Annotated in this window: 20 protein-coding genes and 3 other annotated features; of the genes, 3 read left to right on the top strand and 17 right to left on the bottom strand. The window is 43.6% G+C overall.

The annotated features are described in order from the left end of the window. The first annotated feature begins 26 nt into the window (after nt 1-26). Nucleotides 27-854, top strand: coding sequence for a GNAT family N-acetyltransferase (locus ATG71_RS14340; RefSeq protein WP_098440163.1), 828 nt, complete (start codon nt 27-29; stop codon nt 852-854). Nucleotides 855-891: 37 nt separating this feature from the next. Here the strand turns inward: ATG71_RS14340 and ATG71_RS14335 are convergent, their stop codons facing one another. The 3 genes from ATG71_RS14335 to ATG71_RS14325 are packed head-to-tail and all read right to left on the bottom strand — an operon-like array spanning nt 892 to nt 2,132. Then, entirely contained in the window at nt 892-1,380 is a 489-nt protein-coding gene (locus tag ATG71_RS14335; RefSeq protein WP_098441838.1) for a metallophosphoesterase family protein, read from the bottom strand. A gap of 1 nt (nt 1,381) precedes the next feature. Next, nucleotides 1,382-2,044: a class I tRNA ligase family protein gene (locus ATG71_RS14330; protein WP_179886543.1), complete on the bottom strand. Its 663-nt coding sequence runs from the start codon at nt 2,042-2,044 to the stop codon at nt 1,382-1,384. Continuing rightward, a complete protein-coding gene (locus ATG71_RS14325) occupies nt 1,995-2,132 on the bottom strand; it encodes a class I tRNA ligase family protein (protein WP_286163012.1) in 138 nt (45 codons plus the stop codon). Before ATG71_RS14325 ends, ATG71_RS14330 begins: the two co-directional genes overlap by 50 nt. Nucleotides 2,133-2,189: 57 nt before the next feature. Next, nucleotides 2,190-2,454: a binding site (T-box leader), on the bottom strand. A gap of 131 nt (nt 2,455-2,585) precedes the next feature. Between ATG71_RS14325 and ATG71_RS14320 the strand changes: the two genes are divergently transcribed. Next, on the top strand, nt 2,586-3,182 hold the full coding sequence (locus ATG71_RS14320) for a class I SAM-dependent DNA methyltransferase (RefSeq protein WP_098440161.1): 597 nt from the start codon (nt 2,586-2,588) through the stop codon (nt 3,180-3,182). Between the two features lie 51 nt (nt 3,183-3,233). On the opposite strand, the gene ATG71_RS23425 is transcribed toward ATG71_RS14320, so the two are convergent. The 12 genes from ATG71_RS23425 to ATG71_RS14265 form a co-directional block, all read right to left on the bottom strand. Next, on the bottom strand, nt 3,234-3,389 hold the full coding sequence (locus tag ATG71_RS23425; RefSeq protein WP_179886542.1) for a hypothetical protein: 156 nt from the start codon (nt 3,387-3,389) through the stop codon (nt 3,234-3,236). Between the two features lie 146 nt (nt 3,390-3,535). Beyond that, complete coding sequence (trpA, locus tag ATG71_RS14315) at nt 3,536-4,327, bottom strand: tryptophan synthase subunit alpha (RefSeq protein ID WP_098440160.1); 792 nt, start codon at nt 4,325-4,327, stop codon at nt 3,536-3,538. Continuing rightward, complete coding sequence (gene trpB, locus ATG71_RS14310) at nt 4,320-5,522, bottom strand: tryptophan synthase subunit beta (protein WP_098440159.1); 1,203 nt, start codon at nt 5,520-5,522, stop codon at nt 4,320-4,322. Before trpB ends, trpA begins: the two co-directional genes overlap by 8 nt. 27 nt (nt 5,523-5,549) lie before the next feature. Further along, complete coding sequence (locus ATG71_RS14305; protein WP_098440158.1) at nt 5,550-6,161, bottom strand: phosphoribosylanthranilate isomerase; 612 nt, start codon at nt 6,159-6,161, stop codon at nt 5,550-5,552. Beyond that, complete coding sequence (gene trpC / locus ATG71_RS14300; protein WP_098440157.1) at nt 6,158-6,946, bottom strand: indole-3-glycerol phosphate synthase TrpC; 789 nt, start codon at nt 6,944-6,946, stop codon at nt 6,158-6,160. Before trpC ends, ATG71_RS14305 begins: the two co-directional genes overlap by 4 nt. After that, complete coding sequence (gene trpD / locus ATG71_RS14295; RefSeq protein WP_098440156.1) at nt 6,947-7,972, bottom strand: anthranilate phosphoribosyltransferase; 1,026 nt, start codon at nt 7,970-7,972, stop codon at nt 6,947-6,949. Further along, nucleotides 7,944-8,555 (bottom strand): anthranilate synthase component II, encoded by a 612-nt coding sequence (locus ATG71_RS14290; RefSeq protein ID WP_098440155.1) that lies wholly within the window; start codon nt 8,553-8,555, stop codon nt 7,944-7,946. The genes trpD and ATG71_RS14290 overlap by 29 nt, the downstream gene beginning before the upstream one ends. Continuing rightward, nucleotides 8,552-9,949 (bottom strand): anthranilate synthase component I, encoded by a 1,398-nt coding sequence (gene trpE, locus ATG71_RS14285; RefSeq protein WP_098440154.1) that lies wholly within the window; start codon nt 9,947-9,949, stop codon nt 8,552-8,554. The genes ATG71_RS14290 and trpE overlap by 4 nt, the downstream gene beginning before the upstream one ends. Before the next feature lie 74 nt (nt 9,950-10,023). Further along, nucleotides 10,024-10,267: a binding site (T-box leader), on the bottom strand. Nucleotides 10,268-10,313: 46 nt separating this feature from the next. Then, nucleotides 10,314-10,561: a binding site (T-box leader), on the bottom strand. A 91-nt stretch (nt 10,562-10,652) separates the two neighbouring features. After that, nucleotides 10,653-11,510, bottom strand: a complete 858-nt coding sequence (locus tag ATG71_RS14280; RefSeq protein WP_098440153.1) for a GNAT family N-acetyltransferase — start codon at nt 11,508-11,510, stop codon at nt 10,653-10,655. A gap of 202 nt (nt 11,511-11,712) precedes the next feature. Beyond that, complete coding sequence (locus tag ATG71_RS14275) at nt 11,713-12,009, bottom strand: hypothetical protein (protein ID WP_098440152.1); 297 nt, start codon at nt 12,007-12,009, stop codon at nt 11,713-11,715. 177 nt (nt 12,010-12,186) lie between these two features. After that, nucleotides 12,187-13,629: a sodium/pantothenate symporter gene (panF, locus tag ATG71_RS14270; protein WP_098440151.1), complete on the bottom strand. Its 1,443-nt coding sequence runs from the start codon at nt 13,627-13,629 to the stop codon at nt 12,187-12,189. Beyond that, entirely contained in the window at nt 13,622-13,897 is a 276-nt protein-coding gene (locus ATG71_RS14265) for a YhdT family protein (RefSeq protein ID WP_353616313.1), read from the bottom strand. Before ATG71_RS14265 ends, panF begins: the two co-directional genes overlap by 8 nt. A 339-nt stretch (nt 13,898-14,236) precedes the next feature. Between ATG71_RS14265 and ATG71_RS14260 the strand changes: the two genes are divergently transcribed. Next, a complete protein-coding gene (locus ATG71_RS14260; protein ID WP_098440149.1) occupies nt 14,237-15,787 on the top strand; it encodes a hypothetical protein in 1,551 nt (516 codons plus the stop codon). A gap of 11 nt (nt 15,788-15,798) precedes the next feature. Here ATG71_RS14260 and ATG71_RS14255 read toward each other — a convergent pair whose 3' ends face one another. After that, on the bottom strand, nt 15,799-16,500 hold the full coding sequence (locus tag ATG71_RS14255) for a phosphatase PAP2 family protein (RefSeq protein ID WP_098440148.1): 702 nt from the start codon (nt 16,498-16,500) through the stop codon (nt 15,799-15,801). 30 nt (nt 16,501-16,530) lie between these two features. Further along, a complete protein-coding gene (ku, locus tag ATG71_RS14250) occupies nt 16,531-17,361 on the bottom strand; it encodes a non-homologous end joining protein Ku (RefSeq protein ID WP_098440147.1) in 831 nt (276 codons plus the stop codon). Nucleotides 17,362-17,383: the final 22 nt, after the last annotated feature.

Here is a 17,383-nt window from a genome sequence, read left to right as displayed (position 1 = left end):
CTCTTTGGGGAAAAGGGGGATAACGAATGCTTACTTCAAAACAACTTCAAGATATAAAGGATCTTCAGGATGTCTGCGAGAGGTTTGAAGAAATAAACTTAAAATTGAACTGGGAAATGCTAAAAAAAAGAAAGAATGACCAAGATGATTTCCTCCTTTATAGGGAGGATCGTCTGATCGGCTTTTTAGGAATATACGGTTTTGGTGATTCCTACGAAATATGTGGTATGATCCATCCTCATTTCCGCCGTCAGCACATGTTCCAAGAACTGTTTCAAAAAGCACTGCACTCTTTAAAATCCCGACCCGTCAACACGCTCTTACTTAATGTTCCAGGATCTTCGACGTCTGGAAAAGGGTTTATATCACATTTGGAGGCTGTCTATGATTTCACGGAATATGAAATGAAATGGAATGAACAAGAGTTGGTCTCAAACTCTGATTCTGTCATGATCAAAACAGCGGATGAACAAGATATCGAAACCATCATCGACCTTGATGAAACATGTTTCGGGATTGTTAGAAGTGATGCTGAATCCTATACCAAGAGGATATTCGAAGAGTCCAGGGAAGGAAATCTTATGATCATCCATGATGAGAAAGTGATTGGCAAGATAAGAGTTCAACGAACGGACAATAAAAGTTTCATTTATGGGTTTGCCGTCTTCCCGTCTTTTCAAGGAAAGGGAATCGGAAGAAAAGCATTGTCGCAGGTCGTGATGCAGGAATCCAAATGGACCGATGAAATATACCTTGATGTAGCTGCAGCGAACAGCAAGGCACTGAATCTTTATGAATCAAGTGGTTTTCAAACCTTTTATAGTCAAGAGTATTATCAATATCCCATTAAATAATGGAAAAAGCACAGTTAAGCCACTGTGCTTTTGATTTTCATTTATAAAATATGTGCTCGATCTTCCAGGTGTCTCCGATTGTCAATATACCGTGGGAATAATATGGAAGCTTCCGTTTATCCGTAGGAGAACCTGGATTGAACAAGAAGACTCCTTTCATAAATCGGGAATAGGGTATGTGGGAGTGACCGAAGATGATCACATCCACATCAACATCTTCAAAGGCTTCCAGAGCTCTTTTTTCAGTGGTTTTCCCCTTTCCATCCCCATGTGTTATACCGATCTTCACGCCATTTCTTTCTATGATCCTTCTTTTTGGGAGAAGGGATTGAAGTTCAGGGTCATCGACATTTCCAGCAACGGCCATCAATTCCCCGTACTCCATAAATTCCATATATACTTCATAGGTCCCGAAATCTCCCCCATGAATGATGAGATCACTCTCCTTAAGATCTTTTTGAAGGATAGGAGGGAGTCCCCTTCCTTTTCTCGGCATGTGAGTGTCAGAAACAATGACGATTTTCATTTCATTCTCCTTTAAATTTTTCATTCAGCTTTTCCCTTTCTCTATCGATCGATTCCAATTCTATCCGGTTGAACAGTGGTAAAGTATTTTCTACTGTGAGCTTCAAGGGGAGGGATACACTTTCCCAAAGGGGTTGATGGGTCATCCCTAACTGTTCTCCCACCTTTGAAGCTGTAAAAGGGATAAAAGGCTCAAGAATATTTCGTAGATTACTGATGATATAAATGTATTCTTCAAGTACCCTTTTCCCTTCTTCCCTGTTTTCTTTCACTATTACCCATGGTTTCTGTTCATCAAAACGTTTATTACACCACCTGATGAATTCAAATACTTCCTCAAGCCCCTGTCTCGTTCTTGCTGATTCAATGCAGTGACCGACGGATGAGAATACCTCTTCCACTTTCTGTTTTACCCTCTCATCTACTTTGGTTAAGATTAGGTTGTCACCGAATTCTTTCTTATAGAATTTCACGGTACGCTGGACAAGGTTTCCGAAAGCACCGAGAAGTTCACTGTTATGGCTGTAAATAAATTCTCTCCACGAAAAGTCTGCATCCCTCTTTTCAGGGGCATTGATCGTCAGAAAGTAGCGAATTGTATCCGGATGGTAATCACTAAGAAGATCCTTTACCCATACAGCCCAATTTTGGCTCGTCGATGGCAATGATATCACCCGGCAGCAATGCAGCGATGTGTCCCAAATGCAGGGAGCCATTGGCGTATGGCCAAGCCCCTCCTATAAAAACAGTCATAGTATTTTCCTCCTCGATATAAATAAAAACCCCTCGTCCTCTGGATGTCGAAAGACATCCAAGGACGAGGGGTTAAGCTCGTGGTACCACCTTAGTTTATAGCTTGCTCACGCAAGACTACCTCAACAAGTACGGAGCAATATAAGCCCTTATACCGTGGCAGTGATAACGGACGCCCAACCCCGTTCTACCCTACACCCCATTGGTTCGAGTAGAATGCTCCGAGACCATTTTCCATAGGGAATCTCCCTGCTTCTTTTCAGCTTCCGAAGCTCTCTGATAAGGGGCTTTCACTATGTACTCTTCTCATCAACGCAAAGTAGATTTGATTATATTATGCCACTTTTTCAAAAAATTGCAACATTCCAGTCAAGGTTTTACTTCACAGGTTTCGTGGAAAATTGAAAGATAGATCAACAATTTAAAAAATATAGGAAATGAGGTGGTGCCCTGTTGTTTACGCTACAGAAACAATTTAAGCGGCCAAAGGGTATCCTGGGCTGGGTTGTGGGGAAAGTAATGGAGTTTGATAATCGGAAGATCAACAATTGGTCCATCAACCAACTGTCCATCGAAAAGGGCGATCGCGTTCTTGAAGTGGGATATGGGCCGGGATATTGTATTAAGCGAATTTCCAGTCGATTCCCTGATACCTTTGTAGACGGAGTCGACCTTTCCGAAACAATGAAAGAAGCGGCTCAAAGTAAGAACGAGGAAGCCATAGAGAAAGGCAGGGTTCGCCTGTTTGTTCAGGATATCAGTCGATTCGAGTTAAACGATGTTCAGTACGATCGAATCTTTTCCGTTAATAATTACCCGTTATGGAATGATCAGAAGCAGGCACTCAGCCATATATACAAAATGCTTAAAGCGGGGGGAACACTGCTTATTACCGTCCAGCCCCGGGGAGATGAAGAGCGGGACAGCAAAGCACGACGCTATGGCGAAGAAATTTCACAGGCTTTACAGGAAACCGGCTTTAATAATATTACTCTATCTTATAAAGATGTAAGCCCTGCACTGACTGTCTCCATAAAAGGTGTAAAATAATTCATCGTGTCAAGTAAACAGCCGATCCTATAAGGATCGGCTGTAGTTCTTTTACTCCTCGGTGTTGCTCTCGTCTGTATTACTTTCTTCATCCATGTTCTCTTCTGTTCCTGTGTCATCTTCTGAGTCGCTGCTGCATCCGGCTGCAAAAGTTACTACTGATAGTGCTGTCATTAACATTAACAACCACTTTTTCATACTTTTCATTTTAATAGCCTCCTAGTATGATGCTTTGTTCAACTACATCTCTATCATACTGATTTTTTAGAGTATGAGAAGGCTATTTACCTTTATTTAACATTCATTTAGATTCTGTTCATCAACTTCTAGTTATCTTTACAATATGGACGAATTCACGAGTGAAAAGCTCCTGTCTTGGATGCTCCGATTAACTCCTTTATTTCATCAAAGGAGTCCTGTTGAATGAGGTCAATGATCTTACTTCCAACCACTACCCCATCACAGCTTTCACTCAAGTTGCGTACATGATCGGGGTTCGATATCCCAAATCCCGCCAGAACCGGAACCGGACTGTTGCTCTTAAGCTTGTTTAAATGACGGGATATATTCTCGGCAAACCCCTCTCTTGTTCCTGTAATTCCATTAATCGTGATGGCATAGAGGAACCCTTCTGTCACAGACGCTAATTCCTTCACTCTTTCCAAAGGACTGGTGAGGGTTGCCAATTGGATGATGGCTATTTCTTTTTCCTTTGAGGGCTGCTTAACCAAATCGTAATGCTCCAGGGGCAGATCAGGAATGATCACCCCATCTACCCCAGCCTTTTTACAATCTTCGAAGAAGCGTTCTACACCATATTTGTAAATCGGATTGATATAGGTCATAAATATCAGGGGAATTCCAATTTCTTTCCTTCCTTCAGTCAATACATCGAACACTTTTCGAAGTGTCGTTCCCTTCTCCAATGCTCTTTTACCCGCTTCTTGAATCGTCGGTCCATCGGCCACGGGATCAGAGAACGGAATGCCGACTTCAATGGCCGTCGCCCCACCTTCTTCAAGCTTCTTTAAAGTTGTTATCAATGTGTCTATGCCACCGTCTCCCGCCATTACATAGGGAATGAACATCTTATTCCCCCGTTTCAATTCGGCTTCAAGGCTGCTTTCCAGAAATTGTTTACCCATGCTGACTACCTCCCAATAACTCTTTTACTTGTTCAACATCTTTATCCCCTCTCCCGGATAGACATATGACGATTGATTGGTCCTTTGTCAGGGTTTTTGCCAACTTCACCGCGTAGGCAACGGCATGGGAACTTTCGAGTGCAGGAATGATCCCTTCCGTCTGTGATAATTGTTTGAATGCTTCCAGCGCTTCACCGTCAGTAATGGATGCATAACGGACTCTGTCAATCTCTCTTAAGTAGCTGTGCTCTGGACCCACACCTGGATAGTCAAGTCCTGCTGAAATGGAATGGGCTTCCTGTACCTGCCCTTCTTCATCCTGAAGGAGATACATCATGCTTCCATGAAGGATTCCTACAGATCCTTTCGTTAATGTGGCAGCGTGCTTCTCTGTTTCAATGCCGCTTCCGGCTGCCTCGACACCATATAAGTCCACTTCTTTGTCTTCAATAAACGGGTGGAACATTCCAATGGCATTGCTTCCTCCTCCAACACATGCCACTATGGCATTTGGAAGACATTTTTCTTTTTCAAAGAATTGTCTCTTCGTTTCTTTTCCAATGATACTTTGGAAGTCACGGACCATCTTCGGAAATGGGTGTGGACCTAAAACGGACCCCATGATATAGTGAGTGTCTTCAACATTGGCAACCCAGTAACGCAGCGCTTCATTCACGGCATCCTTCAATGTGGCGCTTCCCTGGGTGACGCTGATTACCTTTGCTCCGAGCAGCTCCATCCTGAATACATTCAGCTTCTGCCTGCGGATATCTTCAGCACCCATGAAAATGACACAATCAAGGTTTAAAAGGGCACATACGGTGGCAGTTGCGACCCCATGTTGACCTGCTCCCGTTTCTGCTACGACTTTTCTTTTTCCCATCCGTTCAGCAAGGAGGGCCTGACCGATCGTGTTGTTGATTTTGTGAGCACCGGTGTGATTCAGGTCTTCCCGCTTCAAATAGATTTTGGCTCCCCCTATCTGCCTGGTGAGGTTTTCTGCATAGTAGAGAGGATTCTCCCTTCCTACATAGTCCTTCAAGTAACTTTGCAGCCTTTCTTGAAAACGAACATCCTTGATTGCTTCATCGTAAGCGGCCTCGAGTTCCTGAACGGCTTTCATCAACGATTCAGGAACGAACCTTCCACCAAATTGACCGAACAGTCCTTTATGATCTGGTTGTGCATATACCATTCTTCTTCCTCCATTCACTGTTTTCATTTATTCAAACACCGATTTTGCTTCCCTTATGAATACTTCCATCTTTAACCGGTCCTTCTCCCCATCCGTCTCAACCCCGCTCGAGACATCCACCATATAGGGACGGACCTTTGTGATGGCTTCCCTGACATTGTCCGGATTTAATCCTCCTGCAAGAATCAGCTGCTGAGGAATGTCGAGGGAATGTGCATAATCCCAATTGAATGTGGTGCCATTGCCACCACGGTGGGGTCCCTTTCCGCTATCCAACAACACCATCTCTCCAGGAAATTCATCGATACCGTCTATATCATTTCTTTCCTTCACCGAAATCGCCTTGATAAAAGGGAGATTGAGAGTTTCACAGAATTCCACTGATTCATCCCCGTGCAGCTGAACATAATCGAGCTGAACGAGATGAAAGATCTCTTGCAATCTTTCTTTTGATTCATTCACAAACACACCGATCTTCAATAAACCTGGAGTGACGGATTTGCTGATCTCGGCCGCTTTCTCCACATCGACTTTCCTTTTACTATCGGCAAATACGAATCCTATGGCATCGGCTCCCGCTTCCAGTGCCCACTCGGCTTCTTCCTGTCTTCTGATACCGCACACTTTGACTTTCGTCATTTCTTCTCACCTTTTTCAACCTTGAGAGCGGAGAGGGTAGCGGCGGGATCTTCACTTCTCATTAACGTTTCTCCTACGAGTACCCCTTGTGCCCCTGCATCTTTCACTCTCCTTGAATCCGACTCATTTCTGATCCCACTTTCACTTATAAGTACGACGTCCCTTCCCTTCACCATCGATGCCAGTGTTTCAGTGATCAACAGATCCACTTCAAAGGTTTTCAGGTTCCGATTATTCACCCCGATTATAGTAGCGCCGAGTTTTAAGGCGTCCATCATTTCTTCCTCATTGTGAACTTCTACAAGAACCTCCAGTCCAAGATTTGAGGCATAAGAATATAATTCTTTAAGTTTGGTGAAATCCAGTGCAGCCACAATCAACAGAATCACATTCGCCCCCGCATCCCTGGCACGATCGATCTGGATTTCATCGATAATAAAGTCCTTACACAGTATCGGGATCGACACGGCTCTTCGGACATTTGCAAGATCCTCAATTCTTCCTTTGAAAAACGGTGTATCCGTCAGAACAGAAATGGCGCATGCTCCAGCTTCTGCATAGATAGCGGCTTGTATTTCCGGATCCACTTCCGTCCTGATATCGCCTTTTGATGGTGAAGCCCGCTTGATTTCAGCTATGACTTGTAGGGAGGAAGCCGATTTAAGCGTTTCATATAATGATTTGGTCGGAGTGCTTTGATGATGAAAGGATGGATATCCAGATCGTTTTAAATGGTTCACTTCTTCTTTCTTCTCTTCAATGATGGTATCTAAAATGGTGCTCATTCAAATCACCTGCTTTCGTCGTTGTCGGCTATAGTGTACAAGGGATGAGAGCGCTTCATTTGCCCGTCCGCTTTCTATACTTTCCCTGGCCAGTTTTACACCTTCTGCGAAGGTCGAAGCTTTACCATGGGCAAATAAGGCGATTCCTGCGTTGAATAAGACCGTATCCGTATAGGCTCCTCCTTTTCCTTGTAAGACGTCCTGTAAGATTCGGGCATTGTTCCTTGCATCTCCTCCTTTTATCTCTCCAAGGGAATAAGACGGGAGCCCGACTTCTTCCCCTGATAATGTACATGAGCTGATTTCACCATCCTCCAAAAGGACAAGATGATTTTCACCTGCAAGTGACGCTTCATCCATATAGTCCGCCCCATTCAGGACGATTGCCCGCTTTCTTCCCAATTCACGTAAAACCTGTGCCATCGTTTCCAGCTTATCTCTTCTGTACACCCCGACTAGCTGGGTTTCCAATTGAACGGGATTCGTTAAAGGACCAATCAGATTAAAGATGGTCGGGATTTTCAATTCTTTCCGTACTTTCATGATTTTTTTCAGCCCTGAATGAATATGGGGGGCATAGAGGAAGGCGATATTGGTTTCATTCAGGAGATTTTCCACTTCATGTGCCCCTAAGTCCAATGAGACGCCCAGATGTTCCAATACATCTGCACTACCTGTCTTGCTTGATATACTCCTATTTCCGTGCTTTGCGACCTTTACGCCCGCCCCTGCCAATACGAATGCGCTTGTTGTACTGATATTAAAGCTCTGGGATCCATCCCCACCTGTCCCACAGTTATCCAATACGTCCTTTACGGTGCTGGTCACGGGCAATGCCTTCTCTCGAAGCACTTCAACCAGGGCTGTCATTTCCCCCACCGTTTCCCCCTTCATTTTCAACAGGGTCAAGAAACAGGCTATTTGACTCTCGGTCGTTTCTTCCTTTAATAATTCCTTAACGGCTTCCCTCATCTCATCTCTTTCTAATGAATGACCATCAGACAGCTTTTGTAGATAGCTTTTCACGGTTATTCCCCTTTCTCATCTCATCTAAAAAGTTTTGAATGATTTTCTTCCCAGTTTTCGTACCGATGGACTCTGGATGGAATTGAACTCCAAACAAAGGAAATCTCATATGCTTGATGGCCATGATTTCCCCGTCATCCATAGAAAGGGCAACCGTCTCCAGTGGTTCTGGCAGAGTCCCTTTTTTGATGACCAGCGAATGGTACCTCATCACTTCCAGCGGTTGTGGCAAATATTCAAATATTCCTTCCCCACTGTGTTTGATAAGCGAGGTCTTTCCATGCATGACCTTTTCTGCCACTTCAATAGTTGCCCCAAATGCTGCCCCGATTGCCTGATGACCGAGACAAACACCGAGAATCGGCACGCTAGCGTGAAGATTCTGTATAATCGAGGTGCAAATACCCGCATTTTCAGGCTTCCCGGGTCCAGGGGAAAGGATAATCCCTGATGGATTCAGTTTTTTTATTTCTTCCAATGAAATCGCATCATTCCGTCTGACCACTACCCTTTCACCCAGTTCTTCAATATATTGATACAGGTTATACGTAAACGAATCATAGTTATCAATGAGTAGAATCATCCCGTCACCTCCAATAATGATTTCGCTTTATTCAGCGTTTCTTCATACTCAGATTCAGGATCTGAATCATACACGATGCCTGCCCCTGCTTGAACATTGGCAACGCCATCTTTCACGACCATTGTGCGGATCGCCAGGGCAAAGTCGAGATTCCCGTTGACCCCGATATATCCGACAGCCCCTGAGTATACACCACGTTTTATCGTTTCAAGATCATTGATGATCTGCATGGCCCTGATCTTCGGTGCCCCGCTCACTGTTCCTGCAGGCAAACAGCCTGTCAATGCTTCAAGGGGAGTTACTTCTTCCTTCAATTTACCCTTCACCTCTGAAACGATGTGCATCACGTATTTATACCTCTCAATGGTCAAGTACTTGGTTAAACGGATGGATCCGATTTCACAAATCCTTCCCAGATCATTCCTGCCTAAGTCTACGAGCATTCGATGCTCAGCCATTTCCTTTTCATCCGATAGCAGCTCCCTCTCAAGCTTTCCATCTTCTTCATTGGTATCCCCTCTGCGTCTTGTACCGGCAATGGGATTGGTTGTGATTTCCCTGCCCTGTACCCTCAGCATGCTTTCTGGAGATGCCCCCAATACGACGTACTCTTCAAAGTCGATGAAGAACATATATGGTGACGGATTTGATTGCCTTAAGCCTCTATAGAATGTAAAAGGATCTCCGGAAAAGGATGCCTGCAGTCTTTGGGAAAGCACCACTTGAAAAATTTCTCCTTCCTGAATCGACTGCTTCGCTCTTTCCACTCTCTCCATATATTCATCTTTTGACGCTCGGGCATGAAAGGAAAGACGATCCAGTTTTTCTTTGTGTGTGTCCAAATACACATTTGTCAGCTCGTCTTCGGTTTCTTTCACTTTTTCCTGAAGATCCACTTCCATTTCTTCTGTCCATTCATTCATGACAATGATGTATACTTTATGCTCAAGATGATCAAAGACGATGACTTTTTCATAGAACATGAGATGAATGTCCGGCATCTCCAATTCGTCATCAGGGGTGATACCGATTTCCTCGTAATGTCTGATCACATCATATCCTAAATATCCAACCCCTCCACCTGTGAAAGGAAAGGGTGCGTCTTCTAAAGGAACGTGGGGTATAAGGGTTTGAATCATCTCAATCGGGTCCCCTATTCGTTCCTCTACTTGAGCAGTGGACGTTTTTATAATCTGTACACTATCTCCATATGCCTTACATTCGAGGAACGGGTCGCTTCCCACAAAAGAATAGCGACCGGATTGTTCGTGCTTCAGCGAACTCTCCAACAAAAATTTCTTCTTCCCCTTTAGGGATTGAAAGAGTGATATTGGTGTGTACATATCTCCATTCAATTCTTTCACCACATAGTTCAAATCTTGATGCTTCATCATCGATATCCTCCCATTCGCTTTCACCTTTTACAAAGTCCATAAAAAAAAGTCCCCTATGAACAGAAATACTGTTCATAGAGGACGATGCTGACCGCGGTGCCACCTCTATTGGGATATACTTATATCCCCTCTTGGTTCAAGTACGGGGTTTATCACCCGATACTCTATCCTGTTAACGGTGGAAATCCGTACGACCCTACTTCATTCAGATCGTCTCTCATAAGTCCATTCCAGACAAGCTATCATGCTAAGGTCTCACTGTCCTTAACTCCCTGTTATGCATCACTTGAATGTACTCCTCTTATTCAACGATTTAACATTATGAAATTATAAAAAAAGGCATCCCAATCCTTATCTTATTAAAAGAAAGGACGGGATACCCGTGGTGCCACCTTTGTTGACTGCTTTTTACAGTCCACTCAATCGTATTGGAGCAAAATGCTCTAATACGCGTCTTTTGTAACGATAAGACATTCGCCAAAGCCTACTCCCCTTAGGTTTCGGTTTGGAAGCTCAGAAGTCCATTCCCTAATACCGATCACACTGGTTCACACCCACCACCAGCTCTCTGAAGTGTCGATTATAGGTACTCCTCTTCGTCAAAGCCATTCGCTCATTTAATTGATTGTTTATTATACTAATCGCTTTTTCTCACGATGTCAACCATTTAATTAATATTCTATTCCAACCTGTGCTGATTGGTTCAAACAATCGTGATCATCATGGAATCGCAGACTGGTTTATAACCGATTTCCATATAGATTTTGTTCGATGTGGGATTGTCCAGGTCCGTATAGAGTGAACAAAAGGAGTGTTCATGCAGTAACAGACGGCTCAGTTCCGCTACAACAGAAGAGGCGTATCCCTTTTTCCTGAATCCAGATGGGGTATAGACAAAATTTACGGTGATCCCGTTTTCCGTTCTTCTTGCCCCCCTTGCCATGGAAACAGGCTGTCCGGCCACTTCCCAAAAGAACACATAACGCTCATTTTCAATCATATCTATCGCCATTTTGAGCGCTTCATCCCCCGACAAAGTTATGACTTCTGTATCTGCGACAAATTCACTCATCCACTCGGCCAGGAGCCACTCTTGACCTGAACGGACAGGGACCATTTTCCCTTCACTCAACTGGATATCATTCACTTCATTCAATTGATACACACGTTGGTTCATACGGATGGTGAAACCCTTCCCCGTAACGTGACACCATGCATGGGTCAGTTGAAGTGCGGTTTCTTTCTCAGCAACAAAACCGGGGATCGTGATCCCGGAATCCTCACAAAACGTATTGAGCTGTCCGGCTATTGCCTGGATGTCATCCTTCCCTACTTTCAGGGTTACGACAAGGTAATGAGGAGGAGTCATGATGAATGATCCCACTGCCTTGTCATCCTCATTTTCCACTAAAAGCAGAAGTGGATCTATATATTTGTCACTCGTTTTCATGGTATTCAATAATCCCAAAGGCAGATTATTCGCTGCCTCATCCTCCATAAGGAGAGAATGAACCTTATCATGAAAGGCTATTGGGTCTTTATACTGTGTCAGCTTATACATATTATCACCCCATCACAACATTCTACATATCAGATCCTGATTCCTGCTTTATGTTGGAAGCTTTTTCCGTGTGATAGAGTGAAAGACATGGTACCCACTGACAGACACCCCGATGGTACCCGCACCTGGGAAGACAAAATCTCCACACATCCAGACATTCTCAAGTGGAGTCCTGTGCGATAGACTATTGAAGAGAGCATGATCATTGGTTTGGGGGAATCCCCCTACAATCCCGCCGGGCCGCCCCGTATATCGCCCACGCCTTTGGCGCACCCGGGTAGAATTCTATAAGACTACTTCTGATTGTGGATATGACCGTCTCTATTGAATCCAGCCTCTTCTCTTTAAGTTTCCCCTTGTACCAATCATATTTTTCTTTTGAATCCCATTTCTCTAATCTTGTATGGTTCGACACTGTCATAGTGCGGAATCCTTCCGGCGCGCGCTGCCTGTCATTCGGGTGGGATAACGATAAAAACAGATGATCCCCTTCCGTCATATTACCCTCATTGCTTGTGCATATTTGTGTAAACAGGGGTAGAGTTTCCTGCAGTGTTTCTTCCTCCGATACCTCCTCCGACCACGACTACAGAATGTTCCATTTTCCTTCACCCAATCCGTCATTTATTACTATTCAATGTACTCTTTTGCACATGAAAAGACAAAAATGGATGGGTTACTTAAACCCATCCATCCGGTGTTTCGATTGAGTAGCCAGAGAAGCCAATACATACATGAAAAAGGAGATGATAATAGGAAAGATGACCGTATTCATATCTAAATAGTTCGGTGCAAAGCTGTGAAATAAAATATACGCCATCAATCCTGAAACCATGGAAGCAAGCGCACCAGCACTATTTCCCTTTTTCCAGTACAGTCCGAGTACAATTGGCCAGATAAAGACTGCTTCAAGACCTCCGAAAGAAAATAAATTTAGCCAGATAATCAATTCAGGCGGGCTTAATGCCATGAGAAAAACCAGTATGCCTGTAATACTCGTCACCCAGAAGCTGATCGCTTTGATCTGTTTCTCTTTTGCATCCTTATTGATGAAATTCATATAAATATCTTTTACGATGGCTGATGATACGATCAACAGCAACGAATCCACTGTGGACATGATGGCTGCCATGGGAGCTGCAAGAACAATTCCCGCAAGCCACGGAGGAAGCACTTCAAGCGCAAGTAACGGCATGACTTTGTCCGCCACTTCGATTCCCGGCAGGACCACTCTTGCCAGAACGCCGATAAGATGCATGCCAAGCATGATCGAACCTACGACGATCGTGCCGATAATCAAAGCCCTGTGGAGAGAACGGGAATTTTTATAGCTCATGGCCCTTACAGCTACTTGGGGAAGTCCAACGACCCCTACTCCCACTAAGATCCAGAAAGACGAGATATACTTTGCGCTCAGTTCACCGTTTGGACCATGAGGACTTAATAAGTTTGGATTTTCAGCCTGCAATTCCATCATGATCTTTTCCATGCCGCCACCTGCCATGATGGTAGCAATCAGCAGGATCAATGTCCCTCCAAGCATGACAACTCCCTGGATCGCATCTGTGATGGCAACCGCGCGGAACCCGCCGATCGTAACATATACGAGGACGGATATGGCAAACAGAAACAGAGCGGTTTCGTAGCTTAACCCCGTTAATGATTCGATCAAACGTGCCCCTCCTACCCACTGGGCTATCATGGCAGAGAATAAGAACAAGATGATACTGATGGCCGAAAGGACCGTTATCTTATTGCTTCCATATCTCCCCTGTAAATAATCGATCAATGTAACGGCTTTATACTTCCTTGACATAATGGCAAACTTCTTACCGAGTATAAGAAGAACAAAATATCCTGTCACCACCTGGCTCATGGCAAGGAGCACCCATGATAACCCATATGTATATGCAGCACCCGGACCACCAATGAAACTGCTGGCACTGCCGTATGTAGCAATCATCGTCATGGCGAGGATAAATCCTCCGAGTTGTCGGCTGCCGAGGAAATATTCCTGTACAAACGAATCTGATTTGCTTACGGTTCTAGCGGTATAAATCCCTACTATAAAAATCAAAATCAAAAAGGCAAATAAGGGAATCATTGCCATACTATTCATGATCATCCTCCTCTTCGCCAAACGGAATATCTGTCAGAAGGTATTTCACGACAACAATCACTAAAAATACCATAAGAAGAAATCCCACGATACAGCTATAGAAGAACCATGCCGGCATTCCCAAGATCCAATCGTAATCTGATACAGGCTGACCGCCGAGTCCAAATGCAAATCCATACCACCATAAAAAATTTATGAGAACGAGTGCCACACCAATTAATGCTTCGTGGTTGGCGATCCGAAACCGTCTATCATTCTTATGATTCACTTCCAAATATCCCTCCCCATAAATAAACATCCTTTAACAATTTACGACATGATTAAATGAAATGCAAGAAAAAGACAGGCCTGAAGCATGTGCTTCAGGCCTGTCTTTTTGTTCTAATAAAAGGGGGGTTATCATGAACCATTCTCTCTATCTGAAAGAGGGGGAACTCTTTTGTTTAATGAGAATGATTTTCAATATCATTGTAATCTCTCTAAAAATAAAAGTCAACACAAAAGTTAATGTCCCTAAAGGAAAATTTTGGTGAACAATAATAAAAATTGTGGTAAAATTCTAAAATGTACTCACATGTATGAAGAGAGAGAATGAGGGGGAATGACTGTGAGAGCAAAATTGAAAACATTTGGAATACCAATCATGGTAATTCTAGTATTGATTGGTGCACTTTTCTTTCACCAGCTTCTGAACGTCAAACAACAGCCGGATCCCGATTGGAGCAGATCGATCCCTTTGGGCTATTCATCTGACGAACGTCCGCTTGTCTTCTATAACGAGGAAGGACTATTCTTAGCAAGCAATGGAAAGGTAGATCAATTTTCATTCGATGAATCACTTAATCCTAATAAAGAAGGTTCATTGAATATAAGCGTGACAAGGGGCAAGCCTTTCTGGACGGACGGAAATAAGGTCATACAGGTAAAGAGTGATCAGCTCATTTCATCCGATGCCACCGGAGACAGGACCATCGATGATAACGTAACGGGAATCAGCACTTCATCAAACACCATCTATTACTGGAAACAGGAAGTCCTGTATGCTCTTTCTCCAGCTGATCTTTCCAGCAAGGAAGTTTACCGATTCCCTGATGAAGTCCTTGAAGCCTATGTCGATAACGACGGCAGTGCCGTAGTACAAATAAGGCAGGATGATACACATGCCCATCTTTACTACTTAGATGAAGAATTACAAGTGGTGAAGCAGCCGTTTGCAATGGTCAAAACAGCGACGAATCATCATATAAACGGGCTGTCCTTCACAAAAGAAAACAATCAATTAACGCTTTTGTACAATGAAGAAATGCGTGCTCAAGGTACATTATCCTATAAGATATTGAAATTGGAAACGCCCATAGACAATATTGGGACATCTATTATTAAGCCTGAACAGATTGAATTCACGAATGACCAATCAGGGTTCAAATTGGAAAGTCCGAGGTCCGTACAGTTCGCAGACATCGATGGAGAGCCGTCAATCCTCTTCACATCGGAGAGTCACAAAGTAGGTGGACAAAATACCATCAGCCTGTACGTGGCACCTTTCAGTGAATCCAATCAGTTTGTGGCTACACCTGTCAGTACAAGCAAGCATTTTACATATTCACCGCTTCAGATTTCCGACCAGGAAATCGCCTGGCTTGATTATGGCGGTGATTATTATGAATTGTTCGGCGCCTCACAGGATGAAAAAGCCATTGTAAAAAGTACGGAATGGTCGAAACGAAGCGTAAAGGAAGCCTTGAACAACTCTGTTCTCATGCTGTTCAGCAGTTTGGTCACTATTCTGGTTTCGTTTTATTGGGTACTTCCTTCCCTGTTTGTCTTGATCCTTCTTTACATGTTCAAACCGAATATGTTTGAAAAAGAAGAAATCAACTGGGTGGAATATGCTTCAATCTTTCTTTTCATCCTTATGCCACTGACATTCATCAGTAAGGCGATGGGAGATTATTTCTATTTTTCCGCTCCCGGCTATCTCACATTTTCGGGAAGTGAGTATGTATTATTAGTGATCATCAGCATCCTTTCTGCACTGCTTTGGAAAGTTGGCAGGGATCCGGACTGGGGTACATTCGGAGGAGTATTTTATTTCATGGGGATTTATATTCTTCTATACGTCACTTCCATCGGACCGTATATCTTTAATTTGTTTTAATCTAAAAACGCTCAGGACTCCTGAGCGTTTTTTGCATGCATAACTTCATCTTCATCTTCTCTCCAATGCTTGCGTTTGTAGAAATACATATAGATCGTGATGCAAAGGGTCAGCCAGGCACCACCCGCTGTAAATCCTCCAACAATGTCACTTGGATAATGAACGCCAAGGTAAATCCTGCTCATTCCAATCATCAGGACAAGCATGGCGACCAGTATCACGCTAGCCCACTTATATCGGTTACGATCCAGGGCACGGAACAGGATGAATGCGAGTGAACCATAGAATATGAATGAGCTCATGGAATGACCACTGGGAAAACTGTAGCCACCCTGTTGGATCAATGCCTCAATATCGGGACGGTCCCGTTTAAATATCCATTTTAGAAGCCCATTGAACCCCGCACCTGTCAGTATGGTAATCGTTACAAACAGAGCAAGTGGATATTTCTTCATCAATAGAAGAATGGTGACTGCACACCCGGTGAAGATGGTGATACCCTTTATTCCACCTAAAAAAGTGATGACCGTCATGATTTCCGTTAATTTAGGTGAAATCGTCCCTCTGACGATGTCGAATACACCATTATCAAATTGGGCGATCTCATTTTCTCTCCATTCTTCCACAATCGATACAAATCCCCAGGTGAATGCAATCAAACACAACAGGGATACAGCGACAAAGACGCCTTGTTCAATATGTTTCTCCTTCAAGACTTCTCCCTCTCTCCTGACTCACGTCTTCTACTGAGCTTTTTTCTTAGAAGTCGTTTTCTTTTTAGTTGGTTTCTTTGCCTTTTTAGGCTTGGACGAATCGATGGATGCCTGAAGGGCCGCCATGAGATCCGTTACATTTTCTTTTGGTTCTCTTTCTTTGGATGTGACCATCTTTTCCCCTGTTTGTTTCGATTCTATCAATTGACTTAACCGTTCACGATACTGATCTTTATAGTTCTCAGGCTCGAATTCAGTCGTAAGTTGATCAATGAGCATGGTAGCGGTCTCTAGTTCCTTTTCGGTGATTTCATCTCCTTCAGGCACATTCGGGACATCGCCTGTTCCTCTTACCTCATCGGGATAATGAATGGTTTCCATAACAAGCGTTTGCTCGTATACACGGACGATGGAAAGTTGTTCCTTCGACCGCATCGTAATTTTGGCAATCCCTACTTTCCCTGACTCCTGAAGCGCTTTTCTCAAAAGGGAATAGGCTTTTTTTCCGCCATCGTTCGGAGAAACGAAATAACTCCGATCAAAGAAAATCGGATCGATTTCCTCCATCTTAATAAAATCTACTATCTCTACAGCCTTATCACCACTTGCTTCCTTCAGCTCTTTCAATTCATCCTCTTCAAGGACGACAAATTTGCCTTTCGTCACCTCATACCCCTTCACAATATCGGCTTGATCCAGTTCCTTTTCACAGGCAGGACATACTTTTTCGTATTTAATGGGCGTATGACATTCTTTATGAAGCGAACGTAGCTTAATATCCCGGTCCTCTGTAGCAGAATGAAGTTTAATGGGGATATTCACCAGTCCAAAGCTGATGGAACCTTTCCAAATAGTATGCATATCTTTCAATACCCTCCTTTTC

It is taken from the genome of Bacillus sp. es.034 (genome assembly GCF_002563655.1).
Classification (GTDB): Bacteria; Bacillota; Bacilli; order Bacillales; family Bacillaceae_B; genus Rossellomorea.
The sequence above is the reverse complement of the archived record's forward strand: the minus strand, read 5'-3'. Positions and strand labels throughout refer to the sequence as shown.

Bases quoted from the DNA above. Each gene is read 5' to 3' on its own strand.
- ATG71_RS14340 (WP_098440163.1), top strand. From the start codon at position 27: ATGCTTACTTCAAAACAACTTCAAGATATAAAGGATCTTCAGGATGTC.
- ATG71_RS14335 (WP_098441838.1), bottom strand. From the start codon at position 1,380: ATGAAAATCGTCATTGTTTCTGACACTCACATGCCGAGAAAAGGAAGG.
- ATG71_RS14325 (WP_286163012.1), bottom strand. From the start codon at position 2,132: ATGACTGTTTTTATAGGAGGGGCTTGGCCATACGCCAATGGCTCCCTG.
- ATG71_RS23425 (WP_179886542.1), bottom strand. From the start codon at position 3,389: ATGAAAAGTATGAAAAAGTGGTTGTTAATGTTAATGACAGCACTATCA.
- trpA (WP_098440160.1), bottom strand. From the start codon at position 4,327: ATGGGTAAACAATTTCTGGAAAGCAGCCTTGAAGCCGAATTGAAACGG.
- trpB (WP_098440159.1), bottom strand. From the start codon at position 5,522: ATGGTATATGCACAACCAGATCATAAAGGACTGTTCGGTCAATTTGGT.
- ATG71_RS14305 (WP_098440158.1), bottom strand. From the start codon at position 6,161: ATGACGAAAGTCAAAGTGTGCGGTATCAGAAGACAGGAAGAAGCCGAG.
- trpC (WP_098440157.1), bottom strand. From the start codon at position 6,946: ATGAGCACCATTTTAGATACCATCATTGAAGAGAAGAAAGAAGAAGTG.
- ATG71_RS14290 (WP_098440155.1), bottom strand. From the start codon at position 8,555: ATGATTCTACTCATTGATAACTATGATTCGTTTACGTATAACCTGTAT.
- trpE (WP_098440154.1), bottom strand. From the start codon at position 9,949: ATGATGAAGCATCAAGATTTGAACTATGTGGTGAAAGAATTGAATGGA.
- ATG71_RS14280 (WP_098440153.1), bottom strand. From the start codon at position 11,510: ATGTATAAGCTGACACAGTATAAAGACCCAATAGCCTTTCATGATAAG.
- ATG71_RS14275 (WP_098440152.1), bottom strand. From the start codon at position 12,009: ATGACGGAAGGGGATCATCTGTTTTTATCGTTATCCCACCCGAATGAC.
- panF (WP_098440151.1), bottom strand. From the start codon at position 13,629: ATGAATAGTATGGCAATGATTCCCTTATTTGCCTTTTTGATTTTGATT.
- ku (WP_098440147.1), bottom strand. From the start codon at position 17,361: ATGCATACTATTTGGAAAGGTTCCATCAGCTTTGGACTGGTGAATATC.